Annotated in this window: 26 protein-coding genes; 10 read left to right on the forward strand and 16 right to left on the reverse strand. The window is 61.6% G+C overall.

Annotated features, from left to right (window positions below):
• The coding region (locus CYR52_RS18145) for an MFS transporter (protein ID WP_206605022.1) at positions 1–1,094 on the reverse strand (1,094 nt) is incomplete at its 3' end.
• 307 nt (positions 1,095–1,401) lie between these two features.
• On the opposite strand from CYR52_RS18145, the gene CYR52_RS18150 reads away from it, so the two are divergent.
• Positions 1,402–1,884: a (R)-mandelonitrile lyase gene (locus CYR52_RS18150; RefSeq protein WP_206602314.1), complete on the forward strand. Its 483-nt coding sequence runs from the start codon at positions 1,402–1,404 to the stop codon at positions 1,882–1,884.
• A gap of 54 nt (positions 1,885–1,938) precedes the next feature.
• Here CYR52_RS18150 and CYR52_RS18155 read toward each other — a convergent pair whose 3' ends face one another.
• The 3 genes from CYR52_RS18155 to CYR52_RS18165 all read right to left on the reverse strand — a co-directional run bounded on the left by CYR52_RS18155 (position 1,939) and on the right by CYR52_RS18165 (position 4,146).
• Positions 1,939–2,832, reverse strand: coding sequence for a LysR family transcriptional regulator (locus tag CYR52_RS18155; protein ID WP_101829118.1), 894 nt, complete (start codon positions 2,830–2,832; stop codon positions 1,939–1,941).
• 41 nt (positions 2,833–2,873) lie between these two features.
• A complete protein-coding gene (locus tag CYR52_RS18160) occupies positions 2,874–3,275 on the reverse strand; it encodes a (R)-mandelonitrile lyase (RefSeq protein WP_072929547.1) in 402 nt (133 codons plus the stop codon).
• Between the two features lie 112 nt (positions 3,276–3,387).
• A complete protein-coding gene (locus CYR52_RS18165; RefSeq protein WP_072929549.1) occupies positions 3,388–4,146 on the reverse strand; it encodes a DeoR/GlpR family DNA-binding transcription regulator in 759 nt (252 codons plus the stop codon).
• 83 nt (positions 4,147–4,229) lie between these two features.
• Between CYR52_RS18165 and CYR52_RS18170 the strand changes: the two genes are divergently transcribed.
• Positions 4,230–4,814: an NUDIX hydrolase gene (locus CYR52_RS18170; protein ID WP_101829140.1), complete on the forward strand. Its 585-nt coding sequence runs from the start codon at positions 4,230–4,232 to the stop codon at positions 4,812–4,814.
• A 9-nt stretch (positions 4,815–4,823) separates the two neighbouring features.
• Positions 4,824–5,195 (forward strand): NUDIX hydrolase, encoded by a 372-nt coding sequence (locus CYR52_RS18175; RefSeq protein ID WP_101829119.1) that lies wholly within the window; start codon positions 4,824–4,826, stop codon positions 5,193–5,195.
• A gap of 56 nt (positions 5,196–5,251) precedes the next feature.
• Here CYR52_RS18175 and fos read toward each other — a convergent pair whose 3' ends face one another.
• From fos to CYR52_RS18220, 9 genes are all read right to left on the reverse strand, one after another.
• Positions 5,252–5,674, reverse strand: a complete 423-nt coding sequence (gene fos / locus CYR52_RS18180; RefSeq protein ID WP_101829120.1) for a fosfomycin resistance glutathione transferase — start codon at positions 5,672–5,674, stop codon at positions 5,252–5,254.
• On the reverse strand, positions 5,659–7,158 hold the full coding sequence (locus CYR52_RS18185; protein ID WP_241522430.1) for a GGDEF domain-containing protein: 1,500 nt from the start codon (positions 7,156–7,158) through the stop codon (positions 5,659–5,661). Before CYR52_RS18185 ends, fos begins: the two co-directional genes overlap by 16 nt.
• A gap of 223 nt (positions 7,159–7,381) precedes the next feature.
• Complete coding sequence (locus CYR52_RS18190) at positions 7,382–9,304, reverse strand: methyl-accepting chemotaxis protein (RefSeq protein WP_394853988.1); 1,923 nt, start codon at positions 9,302–9,304, stop codon at positions 7,382–7,384.
• A 214-nt stretch (positions 9,305–9,518) separates the two neighbouring features.
• Entirely contained in the window at positions 9,519–10,916 is a 1,398-nt protein-coding gene (locus CYR52_RS18195) for a purine-cytosine permease family protein (protein WP_101829122.1), read from the reverse strand.
• Between the two features lie 193 nt (positions 10,917–11,109).
• Positions 11,110–12,576: an aldehyde dehydrogenase gene (locus tag CYR52_RS18200; RefSeq protein ID WP_101829123.1), complete on the reverse strand. Its 1,467-nt coding sequence runs from the start codon at positions 12,574–12,576 to the stop codon at positions 11,110–11,112.
• Positions 12,577–12,585: 9 nt separating this feature from the next.
• Positions 12,586–13,623, reverse strand: coding sequence for an LLM class flavin-dependent oxidoreductase (locus CYR52_RS18205; protein WP_072929661.1), 1,038 nt, complete (start codon positions 13,621–13,623; stop codon positions 12,586–12,588).
• A 19-nt stretch (positions 13,624–13,642) separates the two neighbouring features.
• Complete coding sequence (locus tag CYR52_RS18210; protein ID WP_101829124.1) at positions 13,643–14,572, reverse strand: flavin reductase; 930 nt, start codon at positions 14,570–14,572, stop codon at positions 13,643–13,645.
• Entirely contained in the window at positions 14,559–15,404 is an 846-nt protein-coding gene (locus CYR52_RS18215) for an alpha/beta fold hydrolase (RefSeq protein ID WP_101829125.1), read from the reverse strand. The genes CYR52_RS18210 and CYR52_RS18215 overlap by 14 nt, the downstream gene beginning before the upstream one ends.
• A complete protein-coding gene (locus tag CYR52_RS18220; RefSeq protein ID WP_101829126.1) occupies positions 15,376–15,978 on the reverse strand; it encodes an amino acid synthesis family protein in 603 nt (200 codons plus the stop codon). The genes CYR52_RS18215 and CYR52_RS18220 overlap by 29 nt, the downstream gene beginning before the upstream one ends.
• Before the next feature lie 549 nt (positions 15,979–16,527).
• On the opposite strand from CYR52_RS18220, the gene CYR52_RS18225 reads away from it, so the two are divergent.
• The 4 genes from CYR52_RS18225 to CYR52_RS18240 all read left to right on the forward strand — a co-directional run bounded on the left by CYR52_RS18225 (position 16,528) and on the right by CYR52_RS18240 (position 18,214).
• On the forward strand, positions 16,528–17,205 hold the full coding sequence (locus tag CYR52_RS18225) for a GntR family transcriptional regulator (RefSeq protein ID WP_072929585.1): 678 nt from the start codon (positions 16,528–16,530) through the stop codon (positions 17,203–17,205).
• Between the two features lie 4 nt (positions 17,206–17,209).
• Entirely contained in the window at positions 17,210–17,494 is a 285-nt protein-coding gene (locus CYR52_RS18230; protein WP_072929587.1) for a DUF1330 domain-containing protein, read from the forward strand.
• Positions 17,495–17,711: 217 nt separating this feature from the next.
• Positions 17,712–18,005 carry a hypothetical protein gene (locus CYR52_RS18235; protein ID WP_072929590.1) on the forward strand — a complete coding sequence of 98 codons (294 nt, stop codon included), beginning with the start codon at positions 17,712–17,714 and terminating at the stop codon, positions 18,003–18,005.
• Positions 18,002–18,214: a hypothetical protein gene (locus CYR52_RS18240; protein ID WP_072929592.1), complete on the forward strand. Its 213-nt coding sequence runs from the start codon at positions 18,002–18,004 to the stop codon at positions 18,212–18,214. The genes CYR52_RS18235 and CYR52_RS18240 overlap by 4 nt, the downstream gene beginning before the upstream one ends.
• Positions 18,215–18,330: 116 nt before the next feature.
• Here the strand turns inward: CYR52_RS18240 and CYR52_RS18245 are convergent, their stop codons facing one another.
• Both CYR52_RS18245 and CYR52_RS18250 read right to left on the reverse strand, forming a co-directional pair.
• Positions 18,331–19,350 carry a LacI family DNA-binding transcriptional regulator gene (locus CYR52_RS18245; RefSeq protein ID WP_072929594.1) on the reverse strand — a complete coding sequence of 340 codons (1,020 nt, stop codon included), beginning with the start codon at positions 19,348–19,350 and terminating at the stop codon, positions 18,331–18,333.
• A 98-nt stretch (positions 19,351–19,448) separates the two neighbouring features.
• On the reverse strand, positions 19,449–20,498 hold the full coding sequence (locus CYR52_RS18250) for a Gfo/Idh/MocA family protein (protein WP_101829127.1): 1,050 nt from the start codon (positions 20,496–20,498) through the stop codon (positions 19,449–19,451).
• A gap of 468 nt (positions 20,499–20,966) precedes the next feature.
• Between CYR52_RS18250 and CYR52_RS18255 the strand changes: the two genes are divergently transcribed.
• Genes CYR52_RS18255 through CYR52_RS18265 form a run of 3 tightly spaced genes read left to right on the forward strand, consistent with a single transcriptional unit; the run spans position 20,967 to position 24,819 of the window.
• Positions 20,967–21,683, forward strand: a complete 717-nt coding sequence (locus CYR52_RS18255; RefSeq protein ID WP_072929123.1) for a gluconate 2-dehydrogenase subunit 3 family protein — start codon at positions 20,967–20,969, stop codon at positions 21,681–21,683.
• Positions 21,684–21,719: 36 nt separating this feature from the next.
• Complete coding sequence (locus CYR52_RS18260; RefSeq protein ID WP_101829128.1) at positions 21,720–23,492, forward strand: GMC family oxidoreductase; 1,773 nt, start codon at positions 21,720–21,722, stop codon at positions 23,490–23,492.
• Position 23,493: 1 nt separating this feature from the next.
• Positions 23,494–24,819 carry a c-type cytochrome gene (locus CYR52_RS18265; RefSeq protein ID WP_101829129.1) on the forward strand — a complete coding sequence of 442 codons (1,326 nt, stop codon included), beginning with the start codon at positions 23,494–23,496 and terminating at the stop codon, positions 24,817–24,819.
• 33 nt (positions 24,820–24,852) lie between these two features.
• Here CYR52_RS18265 and CYR52_RS18270 read toward each other — a convergent pair whose 3' ends face one another.
• Entirely contained in the window at positions 24,853–25,380 is a 528-nt protein-coding gene (locus tag CYR52_RS18270) for a GNAT family N-acetyltransferase (RefSeq protein WP_101829130.1), read from the reverse strand.
• Between the last annotated feature and the right edge of the window lie 158 nt (positions 25,381–25,538).

Here is a 25,538-nt window from a genome sequence, read left to right on the forward strand (position 1 = left end):
ATGGAGAAATGGTCGAGCAGCAGGCCGCCCAGCGCACCGCCCAGCATAATGGCAAGCTGGATACAGGCGACCATCAGCCCGCCGCCGCTTTCCGGTTCGTCACGCAGGGCGCGGGACAGCCAGGTAGACCAGCAGACCGGGATCGCGGCATTAATGCCGCCCCAGAGGATCATCATCACCGCCACGCCCGGCACAAAATGCCCCATCAGCAACAGGCCCGCGGTGGCCAGCGCCAGCAGCACCGGCAAACCGCGCAGCAGTTGCAACAGGTGATCCCGCGCCAGTAACTGCCCGGCAATATAGGTGCCGGCGAATCCGGCAGCGCCCAGCCCCAGCAGCAGCAGGGAGAGCTGTTCCGGCGCGGCACCGGTTTCTGTTTCCAGGAAAGGCCGCAGGTAAGTGAACGAGGCAAACGCCCCGGCGAAGGTCAGCATAATCGCCAGCATGCCAAACCCGACATGGCGGCGTTTCAGCAGGCTGAATACCCGTGACAGCGGAATGCCGGCGCGCGGCGGCATCGCCGGCAGGCTGACCCACTGCCACAGCAGGTTCGCCACCACCATCGGCACCAGCCCCCAGAATACTGCGCGCCAGCCGATCACCGCCCCCAGATAGGCCCCGGCCGGGGCGGCGAATGCCGTCGCCACCGCATTGCCCATATAGATCATGCCCAGTGCTTTCGGCACCAGCGGTTCAGGCACCAGTTGCAACACCGTGGCGGTCGAGAGCGCCCAGAAACCGCCTACCGCCATCCCGAGAAAGGCGCGTGCCGCCATCAGCACCCCAAAACTGGGGGCCAGGGCGATCAGCACCAGCGAGGCCATCATCAGTAAGGTCATCAGCATCAGGATGTGGCGGCGATCAAACCGCCCGGCAAGCGGCGCGATCAGCAGGCTGGTCAGCACGGCAAACAACCCGGATACCGAAATCGCCTGCCCGGCCATGCCCTGTGTGGCATGGAGATCCCGGGCAATCGGCGTCAGCAGGCTCACCGGCATAAATTCAGAGGCAATAAGCATGGCAACACAGAGCGTCATCGCCCCGACGGCGCTCCACATCTGGCGCGGGCGCGTCGCCTCAGTTGTGACTGACATCGTCATCATTCTCCTGGAATAAACATCGCCGGACGCAGGCAAGCCGCGCCGGCCAACATAATGGATATAAGAGGCATAGTGTAGTCAGGGGTGACTCAGCAGAATATAGCGATAATTTGCTGGCAGTTATGAAGTAAGCGCATGAATCGGGGCGTGTTATCGGTTTTATTCATAACAGTTATCACGATCCGCCCCTTCTCTGGCCCGTCGCTGCCCGATACCCTCCCTGTAAGGCTGCGCAGAACGTTCCCACGTTCAGCACCCGACTGCCCACCTTTTCCATGCTGAAACAGGAGATGCCTTGATGATGCGTTTTACCCCTGCCGCCGTGCCCCTGATGCTGGCCTTTGCCCTGCCTGCCCAGGCCGTGGAGACCGAAGCGACCCAGATGCGCCTGACAAAAAGTGAAGACCGCGCCTCTGTCCCAGGGCCAGCGGCGAATTTTACCGGCCGTGTCTGGGTTGATCCGCTGTTCACTTCGCCGGTGCCGCCGCAGCGCGCCACCGGCGCGTATGTCACCTTTGAGCCGGGCGCGCGTTCGGCGTGGCATACCCACCCGCTCGGGCAAACGCTGGTCGTCACTTCCGGCACCGGCTGGGTGCAGGCATGGGGTGGTGAGAAAAAGACCCTTCGCGCGGGGGATGTGGTGCACTGCCCGCCGGGCGTGAAACACTGGCACGGCGCGACAGACAAAACAGGCATGGTGCATCTGGCGATCCAGGAGGCAACGCCGGAAGGAGAGGCCGTGGCCTGGCTGGAAAAGGTGAGTGACGCACAGTACACCCAGTAACCCAGCGTGTGCTGAGGCCGTTAACCGGCGCGATGCCGGTTAATGTACAAGGCGTTACTGGTAGAAGCGCAACGCATTCAGCAGCAGGCTGAAGGCTTTTGAGGGCTGGCGGCGGCTCGGGTAATAGAGGTAATAGCCGTCCCAATAGGGGCACCAGTCCTCCAGCACGCTGACCAGTTCCCCGCGGGCAATGTAGGGTTCGGCGATGTCACGCGGCACATGCGCCAGCCCGAACCCCTCCAGCGCGGCAGACAGGTTCTGGTAAATCCGGCTGAACACCAGTTGGCCTTCCACTTTCACATTGACGCTTTTGCCGTCTTTTTCAAACTCCCAGACATACAGATTGCCGTGGGTAGGAAAGCGCAGATTAATGCAGGTATGTTGCAGCAGATCGTTAGGGTGTTCAGGCACCGGGTGCTGCGTGAAATAGCCGGGCGCGCCGACCACCGCAAAGCGGACATCCGGCCCGATTTTCACCGACACCATGCCGTTGGTAATTTGCTCGCCCAGCCGCGTACCGGCATCAAACCGGTTGGAGACAATATCGGTCAGCGCATAGTCATCAATCAGCTCCAGATGGATCTCCGGGTAGTCGCGCAATAACCCCCGCACTTTCGGCCAGATCACGGTATTGATGGCGTAATCAGAAGTGGAGATGCGGATGGTGCCGGACGGTGTGCCGTTGAGATCCTTAAGCGACTGCAAGGTGTCCTGGATGCCGTCAATGTACGGCCCCAGATCGTTCAGCAGATGTTCACCGGCATCCGTCAGCGACACGCTGCGGGTAGTACGGGTCAGCAACCGGATGCCCAACCGCGTTTCCAGGGTACGCAGGCTGTGGCTTAACGCCGACTGCGAGACCCCCAGTTGCGCGGCGGCCCGGGTAAAACTCTTCTCACGGGCGAGGGTGACAAAGGCTGTCAGATCGTTAAGGTTTTCCCGCGCCAATCGCGTCCTCCTGGGTGATAAGGGTTACCGGGAAAAAAGGCTTATTGACCACCGTATTGTTCATCGGTGACTTTTTCCAGCCACTCCACTGCCTTGCCGTCCTGCGCTTCCTGTAGCGCGATGTGGGTCAGGGCCGTGGTGGCCGAGGCACCGTGCCAGTGCTTCTCATGCGGCGGGATGCAGACCACATCCCCAGGGCGGATTTCGCGGGCCGGCTCGCCCCAGGTCTGCACATAGCCAAACCCGGCGGTGACAATCAGCGTCTGGCCCAGCGGGTGGGTGTGCCAGGCGGTACGCGCGCCGGGTTCAAAGGTGACGCTGCCGCCGCTGGTGCGCGCCGGTTCCTCAGCGGCAAACAGCGGGTCAACCCGCACGGTGCCGGTAAACCACTCTTCCGGCCCGGCATACGAGGCCTGGGAACCCGCCTGATAAATTTTCGTCATGATGAATCTCCTGTCAGCAGAATAAGCAGAGTGTTTAGCTGAACAAAAGCATAGGAAAAACACCGGCAAAGCGTAAGTGCCGGAAGAAGAATGGTGTCATGAGAAAATTTCATTAATCGGCGTGGATTACCGCTACCTGTTGCCGGGCCAGGGCGGCCTCCATCTCTGGTTCCAGCTCAGTATCCACCACTAACGTAGCGGCCAACGCGAGATCCCCGATGGCGAACGGGGAGGCGGAATTGATTTTTTCCTGTGAGGCCATCACCACCGTTTCGGCGGCCCGCCCGGAAAGCGCCCGTTTGATGCCCGCCTCCTCGTAGTTCCCGGTGGTGAACCCGGCCGTTTTGTGCACGCCGGTGACACCCATAAAGAACAGATCGGCATTTATCCGGCGGGTAGCCTCCAGCACAGATGCCCCCATCGTCACCACCGAATGTTTAAACAGCGTTCCGCCGATAAGGATCACCTCAACTGACGGGTGGCTGACCAGCCCGACGGCAATACTTGGGCTGTGGGTGACCACCGTAATGGCGAGATCCGGCGGCAGGAAAGTGATCATCTCTTCCGTGGTGGTACCGCCATCCATCAGCACCACCTGGCCCGGCTGAATCAGGCTGGCGGCCCTTTTCGCCACTGCACGTTTTGAGTTTATCTGCACGCTTTTTCTTACATCGAACGGTGCCAGGGCGGCAGACACCGGCAGCGCGCCGCCGTGCACCCGCTGCACCAGCCCTTCGGCTGCCAATTCCCTGAGATCACGGCGGATAGAGTCCTCAGACAGCCCAAATCGTTGGCTAAGTTCTGAGGAGAGCACCTGTTTTTCTTCGGCGAGAATCTGCAAAATCTGTTGTTTCCGTTGGCTGGCGAGCATCATTTATCCTTCACGAATTTTCTTGATATTGCACGATTGTGCATGATAGCGTGTTTTTTGTCACCCCTTATGAGGCCTGCACTATGGAAAAAGATTGTCAGCGCGTTCGTCACATCCGGGAAACCCTGTTATCTGACAACTGGTACACCCTGAAAACCTACACATTCGACTTTTTGCGCCGCGACGGCACCTGGCAGACGCAGAGCCGGGAAGCGTATGACCGCGGCAACGGCGCGGTGATCCTGTTATACAACAAGGCCCAACGCACTGTGGTGCTGACCCGGCAGTTCCGTTTTCCGGTGTATATCAACGGCCATTCCGGCTTTTTGATTGAGGCGGCGGCTGGGCTGCTGGATAACGCCTCGCCGGAAGCGCGGGTAATGGCGGAGGCGGAAGAGGAGACCGGTTTTCAAATCACAAAGGTCGAGAAAGTGTTCGAGGCCTATATGAGCCCCGGCTCCGTGACGGAAAAGCTCTACTTTTTCATCGGCGAATACACGGCGCGCCATCGCCGCGGGGAGGGCGGCGGCGTGATAGAGGAGGGCGAAGACATCGAGGTGCTGGAGTGGCCGTTTGAACGCGCCCTGAAGGCGATCGACACCGGCGACATCATGGATGCCAAAACCATCATGTTGCTTCACTACCTTGCAATTCATGCGAAGCTCTAGGAGATGATAATGAAAAGAATGATGATCCTGATTGCCGGCCCGGTCAGAAGCGGCACTGACGGTTCGCTCGCGCAGATTAACGAAAACCTGGCGAAACTGGCGCAGGCGGCGCTGGCGGTTTACCAACGCGGGCATACGCCGGTGATTGGCGAATGGCTGGCGCTGCCGCTGGCGCAGACGGCCGGGTCAACCCGGATTGGGGATGAGATCAGCGAAGCGTTCCTCTACCCGGTGGCGCACCGGTTGATCGGCCATTGTGATGCGATCCTGCGCCTCCCCGGCGCATCAGCGGGGGCAGATAAGGATGTGCGCCTCGGGCAATCACTGGGGCTGACCCTGTTTACCCGGATTGAGGAAATCCCGCAGTTCAGTGAGGGGTAAGCGGTCAACACGGCCCGGCTGGCGCTGGATACTGCTGGCATCATGCCGGGCGGATTTTATGGCTCATCCTTAAACACCATCCCGGCATACGGCGACTGACGGCAGGCCGCCAGTCGTTGGGCCAGGCTGCCGACATGGATTTCCAGTTTATGACCATCGGGGTCGAGGAAATAAAAGGACTCCCCTTCACTGCGGTTTTCTTTCCAGATGACTACCCCGGCAGTGCGCAGACGTTCAGTGAAAGGCGTGAAATCCTGTTCCGCTATCGTAAACGCGTAGTGGGTATAATCGCTGTTTCCCGCAGCGACCGGACGGCGGGCCGCATCATAAGAGAGACACAACCATAACGGACCGCAACTCAGGTAAGCGCCGTTCTCCCAGTGCGCCTGAATCTCCAGGCCTAACAGCCCGTGGTAAAAACGCATACTGGCAGCCAGATCTGAAACGGCCAGCGTAAGGTGGTTCAGCCCCTGAAGCACGGTTCCTCCTCTGACGCCACCCCGGCACCCATAATCCGGTTACGGCCGGCGCGTTTGGCCTGATAGAGCGCGGCATCGGCCGCCCGTTTCAGCTCATCGGCGCTGCCGCCGGGGTGGGCGGTGCTGACGCCGCCGCTCAGGGTGACGATTTTTTCCGGCAACGGGCTGGCGCTGTGCGGCAGGGCCGCCCGGCGCAGGGCCGCCAGTGCGCGTTTCGCCACCTGTCTGGCTTCATCGGCGCCGGTGCCCGGCAGGATCAGCGCGAACTCTTCGCCGCCGTAGCGGGTTACCCGGTCGGCACCGCGGCGCGGCAGGTGGTCGAGGATCTCCGCGACCTGCCTCAGGCATTCGTCACCGGCAACATGGCCAAAGGCATCGTTGTAGTTTTTGAAAAAGTCGATGTCCAGCATCACCAGCGACACCGGCAACCCGGACCCTTTCGCACGCAGCAGGCACTGCTCCAGATAAAAATCGAACTGGCGGCGGTTGCCGATGCCGGTCAGGCCGTCCACCAGCGCCAGATCCTGCAAGGTATGGTTGACCCGCGTCAGCTCGTCACGCACTTCCAGCAGCTCACGCTGTTTACGCAAGGTGGTGTTGAACTGCCTCAACCCCAGCAGGCCCAGCACGATCACCAGCAACAGCAGCAGGCCGTTCAGGATGATGATCACCGCATTATTGCTGAACCAGGTGCGCTGTAAGGCATTACGGTCATAACCGGCCACCGCCACCAGTGGGTAGCGCTCCAGCCGGGCATAGCCCGTCAGGCGCGTTACGCCGTCCACCCGGTTTTTCCAGGTGCGGGTGCCGGTGAGCGCACTTTTCAGCAGGCGGGTAAACAGCGGGCTGTGCGCCAGGCTGCGGTTAATCACGCTGTCCGGGAAGGGGCGCATATAAAGGATGGTGCCGTCAGCGTGCAGCAGCCCGAGCAGATCGTTCGGCCCCTGCTCATACCAGCCATAAAAGTGGCGGAAAAAATCGACCCTCACCGTGCCCAGCACCACGCCGCGGAACGCCCCCTGCGCATCATTCAGACGCAGAGACACCGGGATGATCAGCTCCCCACTGGAGCGGCTGCGGATCACATGCCCGACGTGGATCAGCGCGTCGTTATGCTCACGGTGCCAGATAAAATATTCCCGGTCAGCATTATTGGCCCGCGGCGGCACGTGTTTCGCGGTCGTGGTGACCCAGCGCCCCTGCGCGTCATAGACGAACAGCCCATTCAGCTGCGGCAGTTTGCTCTTCTGCATGGCCAGCAGCCCGCCCGGCCCGGCAAAATGGGACGGCGCGGCAAACATCGCGTCTGCGTTGCGCGCCAGCTCCTCCAGGGTGAGTTCCACCTGTAAAAAGGTATCCTGCGCCTGCCGCGAGAGCGACAGCGACTGGTTTTTCGCGTCCTTCTCGGCATCCTGCACGGTGCCGTGCCAGGAGTGCCAGAGCGACCAGGTGCCGGTGAACAGCACCGCCGCGCTGATAATCATCAAACACGCGCGCATGATGCGTTCAGGGGACCGGTTACGGAATAGGGCCAACATTGTCTCCGGAAAGATAATTTGTGTTAAAGGAGGCGTATCCCCCAGCATAACGCGTTCCGGCAAAAACCGTTACGCAGGCATCACCGGCCCGGCGCACATGCACAAAAAAGCGGCCACCTGACAGGGTGGCCGCGTTGTCACGCAGACAAGCTACCGATCCGGTTGCCGGTTACGCAGGCTGGGCCGACAACCGGAACTGCTCTACTGTCTGGGCGAGCTGTTGCGCCTGCGCCTCCAGCGAGCTGGCTGCGGCAGACATCTCCTGCACCAGGGCGGCGTTTTGCTGGGTGGTGCCGTCCATCTCGTTGACCGCCAGCGTCACCTGGCTGATGCCCTTGGCCTGTTCGTCCGAGGCGGTGGCGATCTCGTTGATAATGCTCTGCATGGACGTGACGGCCTGGGTCATCTCCTGCATGGTGTTGCCGGTATCGTGCACCAGTTGCACCCCGCTGCCGACGCGGCGGCCGGACTCTTCAATCAGCGCGGCGATCTCGGTGGCGGCGGTGGCGCTGCGTTGCGCCAGGTTGCGTACTTCAGAGGCCACCACGGCGAAGCCGCGCCCCTGTTCACCGGCCCGTGCGGCCTCCACCGCAGCGTTCAGCGCCAGGATATTGGTCTGGAACGCGATGCTGTTGATGATCGCCGTGATGTCGCCGATTTTCCGGGCGCTGTCATCAATCTGCGTCATCGTCTCCACCACCTGGTTCACCAGCAGCTCGCCGCGCCCGGCGATGCGGGTGGCGTTCTCCGTCAATACCGTGGCCTGGTGCGTGTTCGCGGCGTTATGTTTCACGGTGGCAGTGATCTGCTCCATGCTGGCGGCGGTCTCCTCCAGCGCGGCGGCCTGCTGTTCCGTGCGGGAGGCGAGATCCAGGTTGCCGCCGGCAATCTCGCCTGCGCCCTGGCGCACCGAGTCGCTGGCCTCTTTCAGCTGGCCGACAATACCGCGCAACTGCGCCTGCATGGTGTGCAGGGCAAAAAACAGGCTGCTGCGGTCACCGGCACTGACCGGGATGGCGTTATCCAGCTTGCCTTCCGCAACCGCCAGCGCAATGGTGGCAGCCTGCAACGGCTCGCCGCCGATCGGCCGCAGCACTTTGCGGCTGAAAATTACCCCAAGCAGCGCGCTCACCAGCAGGATGCTCACCACCATCAGGATCACGGCATTGGTTAACTGCCGGTTGGCGGCCGCCATCACCTGGCTGACCGGCACCACCACGCCGAGGTACCACGGCTGGTCGCTGTTGCCGATGGTGACCGGTTGCCAGGTCACCATCACCTCTTCGTCCAGCCGCGCGTCATGTTGTTGCACGATGTCCGCGGTGAAGTTATCGGCCCGGCCGGGCCAGACTTTACCCGCTAACGTTTTATCCGGGTGGGAGACCACTTTGCCGCCATGCGAAAGCAGCATGGCGTAGCCGCTGCCTTCCCAGGGTTTTATCTGATCGACTTTTTTCTGCAACGACGCCAGCGAGATGTCGGAGGCGACCACCGCCCAGAGTTTGCCGTCACTGACGATCGGCGACGAAACGGAAGTCAGCAGCGTCGGCACACCGTTATAGGCGTAGGTGTAGGGTTCGGTGAGGGTATCTTTGCGGCTCTTTTGCGGCACCAGATAGTAGTCGCCCTGGCCGGGCGTGGCATAGGAGAGCAGCGGGTGCATCGCGTACTGGCCCGCCTGGTTTTTGTCGACAAACCAGGCGTAGCGGCCGTTCGGTGCCTGGCCGGGCAGGGCGGCGAACTCGGCGTCGCGCCCGTCGAAGGCATCCTGTTCGAAAATCACGGACATCGACAGGTAATCAGGGTTATCCCGCAGGGCGTATTCCGTCAGCTTATCGGCGGCGGCGCGCTCTTTTATCCCGGCGGCGGGCAGGGCGATCAGGCTCTGGCCCAGGTTGTGCGCCACATCCCTGGCATAGCTCAGCTCCTGCTGGATTTGCAGGGCGCTGGACTGGGCGATCTGTTGCAGGTACTGCCCGGCCAGCAATTTTTGCTCGCGGCCTGACTGCCAGCTCAGCACACCAATGGTGACCACAAACCCAAGGGTGATGGTTAACGCGCCCGTGAGCAGCATCTGTGTGCGGGTACTCATGGGGTGTTTCTGTCGTACTTTTCCGGCCATTATGGCACTCCCGGCGTTGCGCTATCACATAGGCGACATCCTGTACATAAACGTCCTGCTGGTAAGTTATCGGTGGGTTTTTGCCGAAACTTTAGCCAGCGGGAAAAAGAAGCCGGCGGGCTGAAAAAAGCCCCCGCCAAAGGGCAGAGGCATGGCCGGGGCGGAAAGCCGGGCGGGGCGGCTCTCAGGCTTTGCTCGCCCGGCCGCTGGGCACCCGCACATCATGGCGGCTGTGGAACAGCGGGTAGGCGATGCTGGTCACCACCAGGCTGATAATCCAGGAGATATCCACCCCTGGGATCAGGTTGGCATAGGGGCCGGTGAAAAAGGCGTTCTCCACAAACGGCACCTGCACCACAATCCCACCGAAATAGACCAGCAAGGCGCGGGTGTTGACCCGCCCGTAACGCCCGCCGTCCGCGCTGAAAATCGAGGGGATGTCATAGCGCTGTTTATTGATCAGGTAGAAATCGATCAGGTTAATCACGCTCCACGGGATAAGCACGGCGATCAACGCCAGGATCAGGTTCAGGAAAAAGGTGACGAAGTGGGCGGAAGCCGCCAGGGCCGTCAGCACCGAGCCTGCCAGCACCAGCGTGGAGAACAGCACCCGGACACGCGCATCCGGCGTCCAGTGCGGGCGGAACGTCTGGACGGCGGTAATCAGCGAGAGCACCGCGCCATACAGGTTCATGGAGTTATGGCAGATGATGTTGACCAAAAACAGCCCCATCAGCACCGGCCCGAGCCAGCCGGTCGCCTGCCGGACGGAGGCCATTGCATCGCTGCCGGGCACCAGGTTAACCGCCACCAGCCCGAACACAAACGCCAGGATAGTGCCGCAGCACGCCCCCAGATAGGTGCAGAGGAACGGCCGCGCAATGCCGGCGCTGGCCGGCAGGTAGCGTGAATAGTCAGAGGTGTAGGGCGAAAAGCTGATTTGCCACACCGCGCCGATGCAGAAGGTGGCAAACCAGCCGCCGGGGGTGACGCTGCCGCGCTGCCAGAAATCGGCCGGCAGCGGCTGGGTCAGCATCAGCAAAAGCCCGCCCAGCAGCGCCGCGCCCATCACCCAGGCACCTACCTTGTTGATATGGTGGATAAAGTGGTACCCCACCACGCCAATCAGCGTCGCGACCACTGCCCCGGTGAGCGTGGCGGCCGGGAGCGGCAACGCCGGGATGACATTGTTAATCACCCGCCCGGACAGGGAAATATTGGAGATAAAGAAGCCGAGGTAAATCACGGTGGCGAAGATAATCACCAGCAGCGAACCGTAACGGCCGAACTGCGCCCGGCTCTGTACCATTTGCGGAATGCCCACCTGCGGCCCCTGTGCCGACGTCAGGGCCAGGAAAATCCCGCCGAACAGGTGCCCGGCGATAATCGCCGTCAGCGCCGAGGCAATACTGAGGTGGAACGTCTGGCTGGCCATCGCCCCGGTGACCACCGCCAGCGGTGCAATGTTGGTGCAGAACCAGAGCGTAAAGAGGCTGCGTGAGCGGCCGTGGCGCTCTGACGCCGGGACGTAATCAACAGACTTGTTTTCAATTAACCGTTTCTGGTCTGGCTGGGCACTCATTCTAACCTCCGGGAAATCAGGATTTCAGCGTGTAAACAGCGGGTGTAAGGCGGTATTCCCTGAAAAAAGCCCACAGCCATCCTGACAACCGGCGAGGGTTGCCTTAACAGGTGATGACGTCAGAAACAGGCTGGCGGTGTCGTCCTGAAACGCATAACGCGGGCGGCGGGGGCGCGCCGCCCTGCGCACTGGGTCAGCGCATCACAAACGGGTCATCTATCGGCGCATCACTGGTGCGTAACCAGACGGTTTTGGTGGTGGTGTACTCCAGCGCCGCGTCCATGCCGCCTTCACGGCCAAAGCCCGATTTGCCGTAGCCGCCAAAGGGGGCCAGCGGGGAGACCGCCCGGTAGGTGTTGAGCCACACCACGCCGGTGCGCAGCCGGCGCGTCACGCGGTGGGCGCGGGTCAGGTTCTGGGTAAACACCCCGGCCGCCAGCCCATACCCGGTGTCATTCGCCAGGCGCACCGCTTCGGCCTCATCACGGAAGGTCAGCACCGAGAGTACCGGGCCGAACAGTTCCTCCGTCACGCACACGGCCTGCGGCTGGGCCGAGCAGTCGAGGATGGTTGGCGGGTAGTAATAACCGGGGCGATCCAGGTCGTAATGGCCGGTGACCAGCCGCGCGCCCTGTTCCAGTGACTGCGTGACCCGCTGGTGGATGCGCGTTTTTTGCTGGGGGGTGCAGAGCGGGCCGAACTGGGTCTCCGGCTGCTGCGGGCAGCCAATCACAATGTTGCGCACCTTCTGCGTCAGCGCCTCGAGAAACGCGTCTTTGATGCTTTCTGCCACCAGCAGCCGGGAGCCGGCCACGCAGCTCTGGCCCGAGGCGGAGAAGATCGCCGCGACCTGCGCATTGGCGGCGCTCTCCAGGTCAGCATCCTCAAACACGATAAACGGTGATTTGCCGCCCAGCTCCAGCGAGGTGCGCGCCAGGTTTTCCGCACTGTTGCGGATGATGCTTTTTGCCGTTTCCGGGCCGCCGGTAAAGGCGATGTGGTCCACCAGCGGGTGGGTGGTCAGCACCGTGCCGCACGTCGCGGCGAAGCCGGTAATGATGTTACAGACGCCGGGCGGGAACCCGGCTTCGTCGATCAGGCGCGCAAACGCCAGCAGCGGGGCCGGGGCGGTTTCCGCGGCCTTGACCACCAGCGTGCAGCCGGCGGCGATCGCCGGGCCGATTTTCACGGCCGATAAAAACAGCTGGCTGTTCCAGGGGATGATCGCCGCGACCACGCCCACGGGTTCACGCGTGACCCAGGTTTCCATGTCCGGTTTGTCGATGCTGAGGGTGCGCCCCTCCATCTTGTCCGCCAGCCCGGCGTAATAGCGGTAATACTCCGCGACATACGCCACCTGGGCGCGGGTTTCCCGGATGATTTTGCCGGTGTCGAGCGTCTCCAGCCGCGCCAGTTCCCCGGCGTTCTGCTCCAGCAGATCCGCCAGCCGCAGCAGCAATTTGCCGCGCGCACCGGCGGTGAGGCCGCGCCAGCGTTCGTCATGGAAAGCGCGGTGCGCGGCGGCCACCGCCCGGTTGACGTCCTCTGCCTGCGCTTCGGCAATCTCCGCCCAGGGCTGCTCCGTGGCCGGGTTCAGCGAGGTGAAACAGGCGCTGCCCGCCTCAAAGCGGCCGTCGATATAGAGTTTGAACGATTCCATCAGGGTTCCTCAGTGAAATTCGGGCAGCACGCCGTGAATAAAACGCTCCAGTGACGCTTTTTTGCGGGCAAACGGCATCCCGCTGTCGATCCACAACGCGAACTCGTCATAGCCCAGCGCCTCATAATGTTTCAGGCGGGCGATCAGGTCATTGGCGGTGCCGATGGCGAGGTTGGTGCGCATGGCCTCGGCGGAGTAGTAACGGTTGGCCGCAATCTCCTCGTCGGTCAGCGGCTGGATCAGCCCCTGCGTGACCGGGCGCTCATTCTTGAACCAGGCACCGAAATAGTTGTAGAAGCGGTTAAATTCGGTGGCGGCCTGCTGCGCGTCGGCCTCATCCTCCGCCACATAGCCATGTTGCAGCAGCATGATTTTCAGCGGGGCAGGCGGTGGGAATGCCCGGCAGGCCTCTTTGAAGCAGGTCACCAGCCGGACAATCTCCTCCTCGCCCTGATGCAGCGGCGTCACCTGTACGTTGCAGTTATTTTTCACGGCAAACTCATGGCTGTTCGGGTCACGCGCTGCCACCCAGATCGGCGGTGCGGCGTCTTTGGCCGGTTGCGGCGCGGACGTGGTCGACGGGAATGACCAGAACTCCCCCTGGTGGGCGTAATCGCCCTGCCACAGCTTCTGCACCGCCGGGATCAGCTCACGCATCCGCTGGCCCGCCTCCCAGGCCGTCAGCCCCGGCATCAGGCGTTCATATTCGAAGCTGTACGCACCGCGTGCGATGCCCAGCTCCAGCCGCCCGCCGGTGATAAGGTCAGTCATCGCCGCTTCCCCGGCCAGCCGGATCGGGTGGTTGAAGGGGGCGACCACGGTGCCGGTGCCCAGGCGAACCCGGGATGTCCGGTGGGCGATGTCCACCAGGTTGATAAACGGGTTGGGGGCGATGGTGAAATTCATGCCGTGGTGCTCACCCGTCCAGATAGCGTGCATACCGCCGCGATCCGCGATTTCACACAGCGTCATCATCTCGTTGTAGAGCGTTTCCTGCGGCTCATCGGGGGAAATTCTTTCCATATGAACGAATAAAGAGAGTTTCATGGTTGCGTCCTCACGGCGTTCAGCCGGCGAAATGTTTAAGGCTGCCGCGTTGTTCATCGCCGTAATAGATGGCGTAATTACCCACCGCATGTTCCCTGACAAAACGGTTCATCAGCGATTTCAGGGCGGAGTCGGCAATCGGCAAACCGGCCAGATTGCTCAGGGGATACCACTCGGCCTGGTGCAGCGGCGGCTGTGCCTCTGCGGCATCGGTCGGCAGGGCGCACAGGAACACGATGTGCTGGCGGTTTTTGGGGCGCTCGTCGTAAATCGAATAGACAAAGCCGGGGCTGGCGTTCAGAGACAGATCGCGGGTCAGTGCGGCCAGGGTGTCACTGACGCCCTGGCCGCCGACGGTGCGGGCGGGCAGGGCGTAGCCGCCATCCTGCTGTCTGACCATCACCGCCCGGCCGTTGGATTCAATCAGCGCGCTGACCACCACTTCCGGGTTGGTGATCAGGGATTCGGCATTATGGAACGGGGTGAAATAGGCACCGCGGTAGTAACCCAGCCCGGCGGTGCCGCTGGAGCCGAACGCCCCGACTTCCCCGATCAAAATGGCGTGGTCACCGGCATCCACCACCTGATGCAGGCGGCAGTCAAACCAGGCGGAGCTGCCGTCAATCAGCGGCGCACCGGAGGCAGCCGGGTGCCAGTCGATCAGCGCGAAGCGATCCTCAATTTTCTGCGCAAAAATGTTTGAGGTCTCTTTCTGCTGCTCGGCGAGCACATTGATGGCGAAGTGGCCGCAGCCGGTAAACTGGGCAAAATTGGCCGAACGCTTGTCAATGCTGACCAGCAGCAACGGCGGCTCCAGCGACACCGAGGAGAAGGAATTGGCGGTAAAGCCAAGCGGTTGGCCGTGATCACCCGTGGTGGTCACGACGGTGACGCCGGTCATAAAAGCGCCGAAAGCGTCACGTAATTGTCTGCGTTTATCTGCGTCCATCTGTCACTCCTTCTCGTGTGGTCTGCCGGGCAACCGGTGCAGGGGCAGGGCGGAGAAACGCCAGAAGTTCCGCGTTGACCCGCTCTGCGTCTGTCAGGGTGACCATGTGCCGGGCGTTTTCAATAATCACCGCCTGCCCGTGGGGGGCGGCCTGGGCCATCTGCCGGGCCATTGCCGGGCTGGAGTTGGCATCCTGTTCGCCGGTCAGCACCAGTACCGGGCACTGGATCGCCTGCCAGCGGTCGGCGTAGAGCTGGTCGCCCCCGGCAAACGCCTGATAGGCGCAGGCGTAGCCTTGCCGGTCAACCCGGTGCAGCCAGTCGCCCACCTGGCGGCGCAGTGGCTGTTCGCCGGGCGCGTCACTGAACCAGCGCGCCAGCGGCGAGTCGATCTCTCCCTGCCCGGCGGCGAGTTCAGCGGCGCGCTGCACGACGGCGGCGCGGGCCGCGTCACTGCGGCGGAACACCCCGCTCATCACTACCGCGTGGCTCACCAGCGCCGGGCAGTCGATCGCCAGCCCGGCAGTGATCAGCGCGCCCATCGAGTGACCCGCCACGGCAAAACGCGCCTCCGGCTGGGTACGCAGGAACGCGGCCAGCCACGCGACGTACTCGTTCAGGGCGGCGGGGTGGCGGAAGCCCTCGCTTTCACCGTGCCCCGGCATGTCCACCGCCAGCACCCGGAAGTGGCGGCTCAGCGCCGCCATCTGCGGATACCAGGATTCCGCGTTCATCCCGACCCCGTGGATCAGCACCAGCGGCGCGCCCTGGCCCGCTTCCAGATAGCTGACCCGGAGGTTTATCTCAGACAGCTGCTGGGTTTTTCGGATCATGGCCTAACTCTTTCAGGTCAAGGTAACGGTTGCCGATACGGTGGTGTGGCCTGCCGCCCAGCGCAGCGCCCAACGCAATGACGATTTCGTCACTGAAAGGGGCATCATTGATGTTGAACTGGAACGTCAGGTAGTGTTCGCGGCTGCCCTCGTCGTTTTTGCCCATCATCGGGATCAGGATCGGGGAGTTGGCCGGGCCGCGGGTGTTGTTGAACGCCAGGTAACTTTTCCCCTCGACTGCCGAGCGGTAATGGTTGCCGAAGTGCAGGGTGTGGATAAGCGCGGAGGCGTGTTCCAGTTCGCCGTCCAGCCCCACCACGGCACTTTTGCCGAACGCCTGAACCTGCTCGCCCGACCCGGCCTCTTTGATGATCAACGCCGTCAGCAGCTCGCCAAGCACCGGGGCCATCTCGCGGATTTTTGGCGCCAGATCTTCAACGAAGCCTTGCCCGGCCCACGGGTTTTTCACCACGGCTGCGGCCGCGATCATTACCAGCGGCTGGCCGGCTGCCTTGCCGCCGTCGGAATAGATCGTCTCAGTGGAAACCAGTGTCTTACGGATATCCGGATGCATGGAACAACCTCCAAAAGTAAATGAAATGTTAACTCTCTGTGGCGTGAGACGAGGTATAGCACCGGGTTTCGTTGTATGTCAAAAGTTGGTATACCATCATACGGAATACTTAAAATTTTCTGAAAAGGGCGGCGTCTACAGCTGGCAAACCCCGGCAGCAGGCGGGTTTAACCCGCCAACGCTGTTTCAGAAATACCGGTTTACCGGGCTGACGGGTGCAGGAGGGGAAAGGTGAAAAAATAGGCAGAGTGTAAAATAATTGTCGATATTTATCAGATGTATATCTTACATGGCCGGGCTGGCTGGGTGGTGATAATTTGCGCATTCCGGCGAAATAACAGATTTGTGAACTGGCGCGGATTTCCGGCAGTTTCCCGTCAGGTGCCGGTAAAGACGCCATGCAGTTAATCGGATGGCATATGGCATACCAGGATTGCCAAAGCAGGCGAAACAGTGCTAATAGTTAACCGGCAGGCGGTCAGGACGAGGCGGACGCCCGCCCTTATTGTTACGCATACGTTAAAAATTCCGCTCATCAAAGAGAAGCCCATGCTGCCAAACCATTCATTAAAAATAGAGAATACCCCGCAAACCCTGCGTGAACTGGCGCTGACCAAAGTGCGCCAGGCGATTATCGCCGGGTATTTTGAAGCGGGTGACCGGCTGGTGGAGCGGACACTCAGTGAAGAGCTGGGCGTCAGCCGCAGCGTGGTGCGGGAGGTGATCCGCTACCTGGAAGCCGAAGGGCTGATTGAGAACCTGCCGAAAAAGGGGCCGATAGTGGCGGTGCTGACCTGGCAGGTGGCGGAGCAGATTTACGCCATCCGGATGCTGTTGGAGCAGGAGGCGGCGCACGACTGCGCCCGGCTGGCGCAACCGCATGACAAACAGGTGCTGCACCAGAAACTGATGCAGATCGCCGAGGCCTCCAACGAGCATGATGACATCCGGCGGGTTGAGGCCTCCCAGGCGTTTTACGAAACCATTTTCCAGGTTGCCAACCACACCATCGCCTGGGAAATTGTGCAGCGGCTTAACAGCCGCATCAGCCGCCTGCGCGCCCTGACGCTGAAAAGCCATGAGCGCCGTGTCGCGGGCTTTGAGCGCATGTCACGCATCTATGATGCGATTGATAAAAATGACGCCGATCTGGCGCGCAACGAGGTGCTGGCCCACCTCACGGAAGCCGCTGAACTGGCGAAACGCATTTTAACTGAGCAGGAGTAACCCGATGCCCGCCTACTGGATTGCCCATGTCACTGTTCATGATCCCGCACAGTATCAGCACTATATGGCGCTGGCCCCCGACGCATTCCGCCAGTTTAACGCCCGCTTCCTGGCGCGGGGCGGCCAGGCTGAAACGCTGGAAGGGGCAGCCTTCATCAAACATGTGGTGATTGAATTTGACGATTACCCCACGGCGCTGGCCTGTTACCACTCAGAGGCGTACCAGCAGGCACGGGCCAGGCGCGCCGGCGTCGCTGACGCGATGATCACCATTGTGGATGGCCTCTGACCGCGCGCCCTGCGCGGAAACCGCCCTTTTCCGCGCCCACCTTTCGTGTTTCCCCCCCTCGCCCTGCCTTTTTTCCTGCCCTTTGCACAGGGGATCACTCTGATTTTTCTTATAGATACGCTATCGATTGCGGTAATCGTTTACACTGTTAGCGGCACGTTGCCGGTTTGTTTTCATCATTGTTGCTGTCATTTAATTTAATGTTACGGAGTTGTACATGAGTGAAATCACCAGTCTGACCGTTAAGATACCGATTGAGTTAAAAGAGAAGCTCAAAACAGAGGCAGAAGAGAAAAGCCTCAGCCTGAGCCAGTTAACGGCCGCCCTGCTGGACGAGGCGCTCAGCGGCACCGCACCGAGCGCTGATGAGGTGGACGGCACCGAATATCAGGACAACGTGGAAGAGACCATTGAGGCGGGCAGCGCCCCGGCGGAGAACACCTCTGCTGAGCCACCACTCTCTGCCAAAGAACTGCGGGGGCTGAGAAAGTTGCTCAGGAAGAAAAAATGACAGAACTGAAGACTTCAGGGAATGGCGCATCGGCCGAGGGTGTCAATGAAGCACTTGAGATGCTGCATTCCGGGCAACACCGCTATATCCGGCTCGACTGGAATATTGGCAGTGATGAATTTTTCCGGCTCGCCTCTGCCTGTGCAGATGCCGGCGCGGAAGTGAAGAAAGAAACCGGGGCATTCGTGATCGTGACGGAAGAGGCGTAAGCCGTGGCCTGCCGGGCCATGACGACCTTTTCTGTCGATGGGGCAGCCGCGCCGGTGTTGGCGCTTCTGCCCCTGTTTTTTTGCAGGGTACGCGTTCAGCGCGCTGAGCAGGCCGGTCAGTGCTGGTTTTCGGGCGTCACCAGCCGAAAGTCAACATTGCCGGTGACATAGGTGTCCGGGGCGTCACCGGTTTCCAGGTAACGCAACAGGATATCCGTCGCCAGTTGGGCATGTTGGCGCGCATTCTGGTCAATGGTCAGCGTTAATACGTCCTGCGCCAGCAGCGTGCGGGTCAGGCTATACAGCTCATGGGTGATGTAGAGGCAGTGGCCCGCCAGCCGGTGCCGCACCAGCGCCCGGCTGACCTCGGTGTTGCCCATCCCGGTGTTATACAGCCCGACCACGTTATCCGCCCCGGCCAGATGGCGCTCCAGCAGGTCGCTGATGATCGCCCGCTCATCCTGCCCAGCCAGTGCCTCGCGCAGGTGCAGGTGCGGGAAGCGCTGCTGCATCACCTGGCGGAACCCCTCAATGCGCTGCCGGTGCGCCCGGTAATCCCTCCGCCCGCTGACCATGATCACTTCCCCCGGCGTCGCCAGCATTTTCCCCATCATCAGCCCCGCCGTGCGCCCGGCCTGAAGCTGGTTGATGCCGACATGGCAGAGCCGCGGCGCGTCCGGCAAGTCGGTGACCAGGGTGATCACCGGCACGCCGCGCGCCCGGCAGTGCGCCAGCGCCTCATGGATCGCCGGGTCATCGTGCGCGAACACCATGATGCCGTCACGGGTGCGGCTGCACGCCTCAAGGTGGCGCGCCAGCGTCTCCGGCTGGGATTCGGGGATAAAGGTGCGGTGCAACGTCAGGCGGCGGTAGCCCAGCCGGTCGGCGATGTGGCTGAAGTCCGCCGCCAGTTGACGGAAGAAGAAAGAGCCGTTGGCGCTGAGAATCACCTCAATCTGCCACGGGTGGTTATAGGCCTCCGGCAATACCCGTTTCAGCCCGCTTTCGCGCGCTGCCTGCAACACCTTTCTGGCCGTTGCCGGTGAAACGCCGCCCCGTTCATTGAGCACCCGGTCAACAGTGGCGACGCCGACATCCGCCATTTTGGCGAGCATCTCAAGGGTAAGCTTTTTCATGCCCCATCCATAAAAAACCGGCCCTGATCCCGGCCGGCATGTAAAAAATATGATTTATTATGCGGGTGAAAATGTTAACTGAATGGAACTAATTGTTGCTAAACGATTCGCGGTTCACGCTCCTCGTTGAACACGATGCCTAACTGGCGGCGTACCTCATCCATCACCCCTAACGTCATGAGGGAGGTCGCCAGCGGGCGGATCGGCGATTCGGTCAACCCTTGCCCTACGCACCAGGCGACATGCTCCGCCTCATAGCGAAGCTGGGCGTAATGGTGGCCCTCGTCCTGCCAGTGCAGCGTGTTATTGCCCTGGTTGGCCGTCAGGCTGAAGTTGCCGGGCGCATAGAAATGCCCCTCCAGCACCAGCCGCGCCTTGCGCCCGGCAATCACTGCCGTGCCCGGCGTGCTGCTGAACAGCGTGGTGTTCAGTACCGAATGCAGCCCATTGGCATGGGTAAACAGCATCGACGCCTGCCCGTTGACGCCGCCGGGCGCGGCCTGGCCGCGGGCATAAAGGGTGTCGGGCGCGCCGTTCCCCACCTTCACGCTGAACGCCACCAGATAACTGCCGAGATCCAGCATCGGCCCGCCCGCCAGGTCGGGGTTAAAGATACGGTGATCGGGGGTGAAAAACTCCCCGTGATCGGCAATCAGGGTATGCAGCTCGCCCAGCTCGCCCTGTTCCAGCAACTGGCTCAGCACATCATATTTGGGCGTAAAGTCGCACCACATCGCCTCCATGCAGAAGCGCTGTTGCGCCTGCGCCTCCGCCTGCAACGCCCGGCCCTCTTGCGCATTCAGCGCCAGCGGCTTTTCAATCAGCACATGTTTGCCCGCCCGCAGGGCGTGTATCGCATCCGGGAAATGGTGGTTATGTGGGGTGGCAATATAGACCGCGTCCACCTGTTCCAGCGCCAGCAGCGCGGTGATGTCATCACACACCTGCGGGATCGCCCATTTTTGCGCAAACTTCGCGGCTTTTTCGCGGGTGCGCCCCGCCACGGCCACCACCTGCTGCTGGGTATGGCGGCACAATGCCTCGGTAAAGCGCTCGGCTATCCAGCCGGGGCCGATGATCCCCCAGCGCAGAACCGGCAACGGGCCGGGGGCAACCGGGCGGGGGCGGGGCAGAGAGGTTGGAAACATCGTCACTCCTTGTGGGGGCGGAAATCGGGTCGCGCTTTCGCGATGGGTTAACCCCGCGGCATCAGCCGGTTACGCAGGGGCAGGGTTCACTATAGAAAGGGCAGGCAGGAAAGAGATACCCCACCGTTGATGGAAAACCATCAACGGAAAAGTACCCAGGATCGGCGTAAAAATTTAAGATAACTGTAATGTTATATTTTTATTAACAAAATGACTTAGATGTAAAAACAAACACCTGTTCCCACGTCCCGCGCGGTTTTCTCCCCCTGAGAACAGTGGGTGTCGTGCTGAAAACAGCGTGTCCGGCAGTGGAGGCCTTGCCCTCCCGCTTCTCCGGCCACGCTTTTTTAATGATGAAAAAGTAAACCGATTTACCTGCGGCGGCTGACGGCTGCCCGTTATATAAGAGCGCGCCATCACAGGCGCCGTGAACATGTTGAGCAATCTATTCAGTAGCAGGGAAATTGTATGAAACGCAGAGAGTTCCTCACCTCGCTGGCCGCCGTCGGGCTGGCCACCACGCTGCCCGGCGCGAAGGCCGAAGAGATAAGCGGCGGGCAACCCTGGGAGACCGGGAAGATCAATACCCCGCCCCCACCGCCACGCACCGGCGGGTTGCAGTACCTGACCGCCCACGAATTCGACACCGTGGGCGCGATTGCCGAGCGCTTTATCCCGGCGGATGAAATGAGCCTGAGCGGCAAAGAGGCGGGCTGTGCGGTGTTTATTGACCGCCAGCTCGCCGGGGATTACGGCAACGCGGCAGCGATATACCGCCTCGGGCGTTTTGTAAAAGGCACGCCGGAGCAGGGCAACCAGTCCCCGCTGACCCCCGCCCAGCGCTACCGCCAGGGGCTGGCGGCGCTGGATGCCTTCACCCAAAAGCGGTTCGGCAAGCCGTTCGTCCAGCTCAGCGGTGACCAGCAGGATCAGCTGCTGCACGCAATGGAAGCGGACACGCTGGATCTGGGCGCTGACGTGGAAACCAAGGTCTTCTTTGAACTGCTGCTGCAAAACGTCCGGGAAGGGTTCCTGGCCGACCCGATTTACGGCGGCAACAAAGACATGACCAGCTGGAAGATGATCGGCTTCCCCGGCGCACGCTATGACTTCCGCGATCTGCTGGCCAAAAAAGGCCAGAAGCTGAACATCATCCCGACCAGCCTGATTGATAACACCCTGTGAGCAGGCTCTTTTTTACGTCGTACGGTATTTAAAACAATGAAAAATGTTCGTCCAAACGCTGATGTAGTGATTGTCGGCCTGGGGTGGTGCGGCTCCCTGATTGCCGAGGAGCTGACCCGTGCCGGGTTGAATGTGGTGGCTATTGAGCGCGGCCCCTGGTTTGAGACCGCCACCGATTTCCCACCCTCGATTGACACCGATGAGCTGCGCTGGGACACGCGCCGCAGCATGTTGCTGCCGCCCGCCGTGGAGACCACCACTTTCCGCAACACGATCCAGCAGAAAGCGCTGCCTTCCCGTGATTGGAACCTGAACGAGCTGGGCTACAACGTCGGCGGCTCCGGCACCCACTGGGCCGGGATGGCGTGGCGCTTTACGCCGTTTGACTTCGAACCCTACAGCCAGACCGTGGCGCGCTACGGCAAAAAACAGATCGCCGACGGCTTGATCCTCCAGGACTGGGGCGTGACCTATGACGAGCTGGAGCCATTCTACGACCGGTTCGAGAAGATCGCCGGGGTCTCCGGCAAGGCCGGTAAACTCAACGGCAAAACCATCGAAGACGGCAACCCGTTTGAGGGCAACCGCAGCAGCGAATACCCCCTGCCGCCGCTGGAGGGGATGCGCCTGACCGATCTCTTCCGCGACGCCGCCAAATCCCTGGGCCAGCACCCGTTTATGGTGCCCGCCGGGCAGGCTTCCCGCGCTTACGTCAACCCACTCGGCGTGCGCATGGGGCCGTGCACCTATTGCGGCTACTGCCTTTACTACGGCTGCGGCAACTTCTCCAAGTCCAGCCCGAACGCCTGTGTGATCCCGGCGCTGATGCAGCGCGGCAACTTCACGGTGCTGACCGACTCCGCCGTGGTGCGGGTCAACAAAGCGGCGGACGGCAAAACCGCCACCGGCGTGACCTACATCGACCGCAACAAGCAGGAATGGGAACAACCGGCAAAGATCGTGATCCTCTCGGCGTTCCAGATGCAGAACGTGCGCTTGCTGCTGCTGTCGAAAATCGGCCGCCCGTACGATCCGGTCACCAAAAAAGGGGTGGTGGGCCGCGCCTACAGCTTCCAGACTGTCTCCGGCGCCAGCCTGTTCTTCGAGGATGAGAACCTTAACCAGTTCATCGGCGCGGGGGCGCTCTCCCAGCAGGTGGATGACTTCAACGGCGACAATTTCGACCACACCGGCATGGGCTTTATCGGTGGCGCAGGCATTCTGGTGGTAGCGCGCGGCGCGCGGCCTATCGGCAACGCCGATGCCCTGCCGCCCGGCTCACCGCGCTGGGGCAAAGGCTGGAAAGCGGCCTACACCCACGCCTTCCAGAACGCGACCTTTATCTTTGGGCAGGGCACCAGCTTCTCCCACGAAGACTACTACCTGGATCTCGACCCGGAATACGTGGACGACAACGGCAACCCGCTGCTGCGGGTCACCTTCGACTACAACGAGAATGACCGCCGCTCGGCCAAATTCATTGAAGAGAAGAGCGTGGAACTGGGCAAGGCGATGGGCGCAAAAACCGTGATCGGCACCAACTCCGCCTCGGGCCACTACTCGCCCTATAACTTCGCCAGTGACCACACCATCGGCGGCGCGGTAATGGGCACCGACCCGGAAACCAGCGTGCTGAACCGCTACCAGCAGAGCTGGGACATGCACAACCTGTTTGTGCTGGGCGCGTCCTCGTTCCCGAATAACGCCGGGTACAACCCGACCGGCACCATCGGCGCGCTGAGCCTGTGGACGGCGAAAGCGATTATCGAACAGTACCTCAACAACCCCGGCCCGCTGGTGAAGGTGTAACATGAAAAAATTCAGATTAGCCGGCGGCATCGTGGTCGCCGTCGCCGTGGCAGCGGGCGTGATGCTCTGGATGAACAGCTCCACTGCCGCGGATGACGTGGCTGATGGCCAGACGCGCATGGACGCGCCACTGACCGACGCCGATGCAGCGGCGGTGGCGCGCGGCCACTATGTGGCGCTGGCGGGGGACTGCGTCGCCTGCCATACCGCGCCGGAGAGCAAACAGGCGTACTCCGGCGGGTACGCCATCAGTACGCCGTTCGGCGGTATTTTCGCCAGCAACATCACCCCGGATGCAGAGACCGGTATCGGCGCCTGGACAGAGCGTGACTTCTTCCGCGCCGTGCGCCACGGCAAAGGCAAAGAGGGGGAAAACCTCTACCCGGCGATGCCGTACAACGCTTACGTGAAAGTCAGCGATCAGGACATGCACGACCTGTGGATGTACATGCGCTCCGTGAAGCCGGTGCATAACGCGGTGCCGGAGACCAACCTGCCGTTCCCGTACAATCTCCGTCTGGCGATGATGGGCTGGAACCTGTTGTTCTTCAAAAACGCGCCGTTCAAACCGGATCTCACCCAGAACGCCGAGTGGAACCGCGGTGCGTATCTGGTGGAGGGGCTGGAGCACTGCGCCGCCTGCCACACGGCGAAAAACCTGATTGGCGGCGACACCAGCGCCTATTTGCAGGGGAGTAACCTCAGCGAATGGTATGCGCCGGAAATCACCAGCAACAAGGTGACCGGCATCGGCAGCTGGACGCCGGAGCAGATAGTGCAGTACCTGAAGCTGGGCAGTAACCATGTGGCGGTGGCGTCGGGGCCGATGGCCGAAGCGGTGACCAACTCCACCCAATACCTGACCGATGCCGATCTCCATGCGATTGCCGTCTACCTGAAATCACAGCCGGGCTCGGATCGCCGCAAACCGCTGGCGCTGCCGGCTGATGACCCGCAGATGAAGATGGGCGCTAACCTGTATGAGGTGAACTGTACCGCCTGCCACAGCAGCGACGGCACCGGCATTCCGCATCTGGCGGCCAGCCTGGCCAATAACCCGGCGATCATCGGGCCGGACGCCTCCTCCCTGATCTCCACGGTGTTGCAGGGCGGGCGCGGTGCCGTGACCCACGGCAATCCCACCAGCGGGGCGATGCCGAGCTTTGCCTGGAAATTCACCGATGAGCAGGTCGCGGCCGTTACCACTTACATCCGCAATGCCTGGGGCAACGCGGCATCTCCGGTGAAAGCGAGCGAAGTGGCCGGTAAACGCGACGTCCTGAAACTGCCGCCGCAAATGCCTGCACAGAGCGGCGACTCCCGGTAACGCCTGACCCGGCCACCCCCTGTGGCCGGGCTTTTACGCGTCCCGCACCCGCTGATAAACCCAGTCATCATAGGTCTGCCCCCGCAGGGTGTAGCTGGCTTTCAGCACCGCCACACGCCGGAACCCATTTTTCTCCAGTACCCTGGCCGAGGCCGCGTTTTCCGCCACGATCACCGCTTTCAGGGTACGGATGCCCACCTGCCGGAAGGCAAAGTCACACACTGCCTGCAATGCCTCACCGGCAATGCCGCGCCCCTGGGCAGCCACTGCGACCGTATACCCGACTTCCGCGACGTGCGGCCCCTCATCACCGTGACGTAGCCCAATATTCCCCAGCGGCGTGTCACTGCCGTGCGCCCGGATAATAAAATCCAGCGGGTGCGGCGCGCCCGGTGCCCAGGGCTGCAAACGTTGTTCAAATAACGCTCGTGTTTCCGCCTCCGGAATAATCTCTGCCATATAACGCATGATCGCGCTGTCCTGCCGCAGTTGCAGGAAAAAAGGCCAGTCATGTTCAGCCAGCCGGGTCAGGGTAAAACGGGGTGTCAGCAACGTGTCCATGTGCAGCGTTCCATGGTCTGAAGGGGTTCCCACCCTAACCGGTTTGCCCGCCCGGCTCAATCTCCCACGGCAAAGTGGCCCACTGAAATCCCTGCAAAGTGGCTCTGACGCTGTGCCGTCAGGCGCGCCAGAATGGCAGCGAGGCACAGGACATTTTC

This window comes from Chimaeribacter arupi (assembly GCF_002858805.1).
In the GTDB taxonomy this organism is placed as follows: domain Bacteria; phylum Pseudomonadota; class Gammaproteobacteria; order Enterobacterales; family Enterobacteriaceae; genus Chimaeribacter; species Chimaeribacter arupi.

Bases quoted from the DNA above. Each gene is read 5' to 3' on its own strand.
- CYR52_RS18150 (WP_206602314.1), top strand. From the start codon at position 1,402: ATGCGTTTTACCCCTGCCGCCGTGCCCCTGATGCTGGCCTTTGCCCTG.
- CYR52_RS18160 (WP_072929547.1), bottom strand. From the start codon at position 3,275: ATGACGAAAATTTATCAGGCGGGTTCCCAGGCCTCGTATGCCGGGCCG.
- CYR52_RS18165 (WP_072929549.1), bottom strand. From the start codon at position 4,146: ATGCTCGCCAGCCAACGGAAACAACAGATTTTGCAGATTCTCGCCGAA.
- CYR52_RS18170 (WP_101829140.1), top strand. From the start codon at position 4,230: ATGGAAAAAGATTGTCAGCGCGTTCGTCACATCCGGGAAACCCTGTTA.
- CYR52_RS18175 (WP_101829119.1), top strand. From the start codon at position 4,824: ATGAAAAGAATGATGATCCTGATTGCCGGCCCGGTCAGAAGCGGCACT.
- CYR52_RS18185 (WP_241522430.1), bottom strand. From the start codon at position 7,158: ATGATTATCAGCGCGGCGGTGCTGTTCACCGGCACCTGGTCGCTCTGG.
- CYR52_RS18190 (WP_394853988.1), bottom strand. From the start codon at position 9,304: ATGAGTACCCGCACACAGATGCTGCTCACGGGCGCGTTAACCATCACC.
- CYR52_RS18195 (WP_101829122.1), bottom strand. From the start codon at position 10,916: ATGAGTGCCCAGCCAGACCAGAAACGGTTAATTGAAAACAAGTCTGTT.
- CYR52_RS18200 (WP_101829123.1), bottom strand. From the start codon at position 12,576: ATGGAATCGTTCAAACTCTATATCGACGGCCGCTTTGAGGCGGGCAGC.
- CYR52_RS18205 (WP_072929661.1), bottom strand. From the start codon at position 13,623: ATGAAACTCTCTTTATTCGTTCATATGGAAAGAATTTCCCCCGATGAG.
- CYR52_RS18210 (WP_101829124.1), bottom strand. From the start codon at position 14,572: ATGGACGCAGATAAACGCAGACAATTACGTGACGCTTTCGGCGCTTTT.
- CYR52_RS18215 (WP_101829125.1), bottom strand. From the start codon at position 15,404: ATGATCCGAAAAACCCAGCAGCTGTCTGAGATAAACCTCCGGGTCAGC.
- CYR52_RS18220 (WP_101829126.1), bottom strand. From the start codon at position 15,978: ATGCATCCGGATATCCGTAAGACACTGGTTTCCACTGAGACGATCTAT.
- CYR52_RS18225 (WP_072929585.1), top strand. From the start codon at position 16,528: ATGCTGCCAAACCATTCATTAAAAATAGAGAATACCCCGCAAACCCTG.
- CYR52_RS18230 (WP_072929587.1), top strand. From the start codon at position 17,210: ATGCCCGCCTACTGGATTGCCCATGTCACTGTTCATGATCCCGCACAG.
- CYR52_RS18235 (WP_072929590.1), top strand. From the start codon at position 17,712: ATGAGTGAAATCACCAGTCTGACCGTTAAGATACCGATTGAGTTAAAA.
- CYR52_RS18240 (WP_072929592.1), top strand. From the start codon at position 18,002: ATGACAGAACTGAAGACTTCAGGGAATGGCGCATCGGCCGAGGGTGTC.
- CYR52_RS18245 (WP_072929594.1), bottom strand. From the start codon at position 19,350: ATGAAAAAGCTTACCCTTGAGATGCTCGCCAAAATGGCGGATGTCGGC.
- CYR52_RS18250 (WP_101829127.1), bottom strand. From the start codon at position 20,498: ATGTTTCCAACCTCTCTGCCCCGCCCCCGCCCGGTTGCCCCCGGCCCG.
- CYR52_RS18255 (WP_072929123.1), top strand. From the start codon at position 20,967: ATGAAACGCAGAGAGTTCCTCACCTCGCTGGCCGCCGTCGGGCTGGCC.
- CYR52_RS18260 (WP_101829128.1), top strand. From the start codon at position 21,720: ATGAAAAATGTTCGTCCAAACGCTGATGTAGTGATTGTCGGCCTGGGG.
- CYR52_RS18265 (WP_101829129.1), top strand. From the start codon at position 23,494: ATGAAAAAATTCAGATTAGCCGGCGGCATCGTGGTCGCCGTCGCCGTG.
- CYR52_RS18270 (WP_101829130.1), bottom strand. From the start codon at position 25,380: ATGGACACGTTGCTGACACCCCGTTTTACCCTGACCCGGCTGGCTGAA.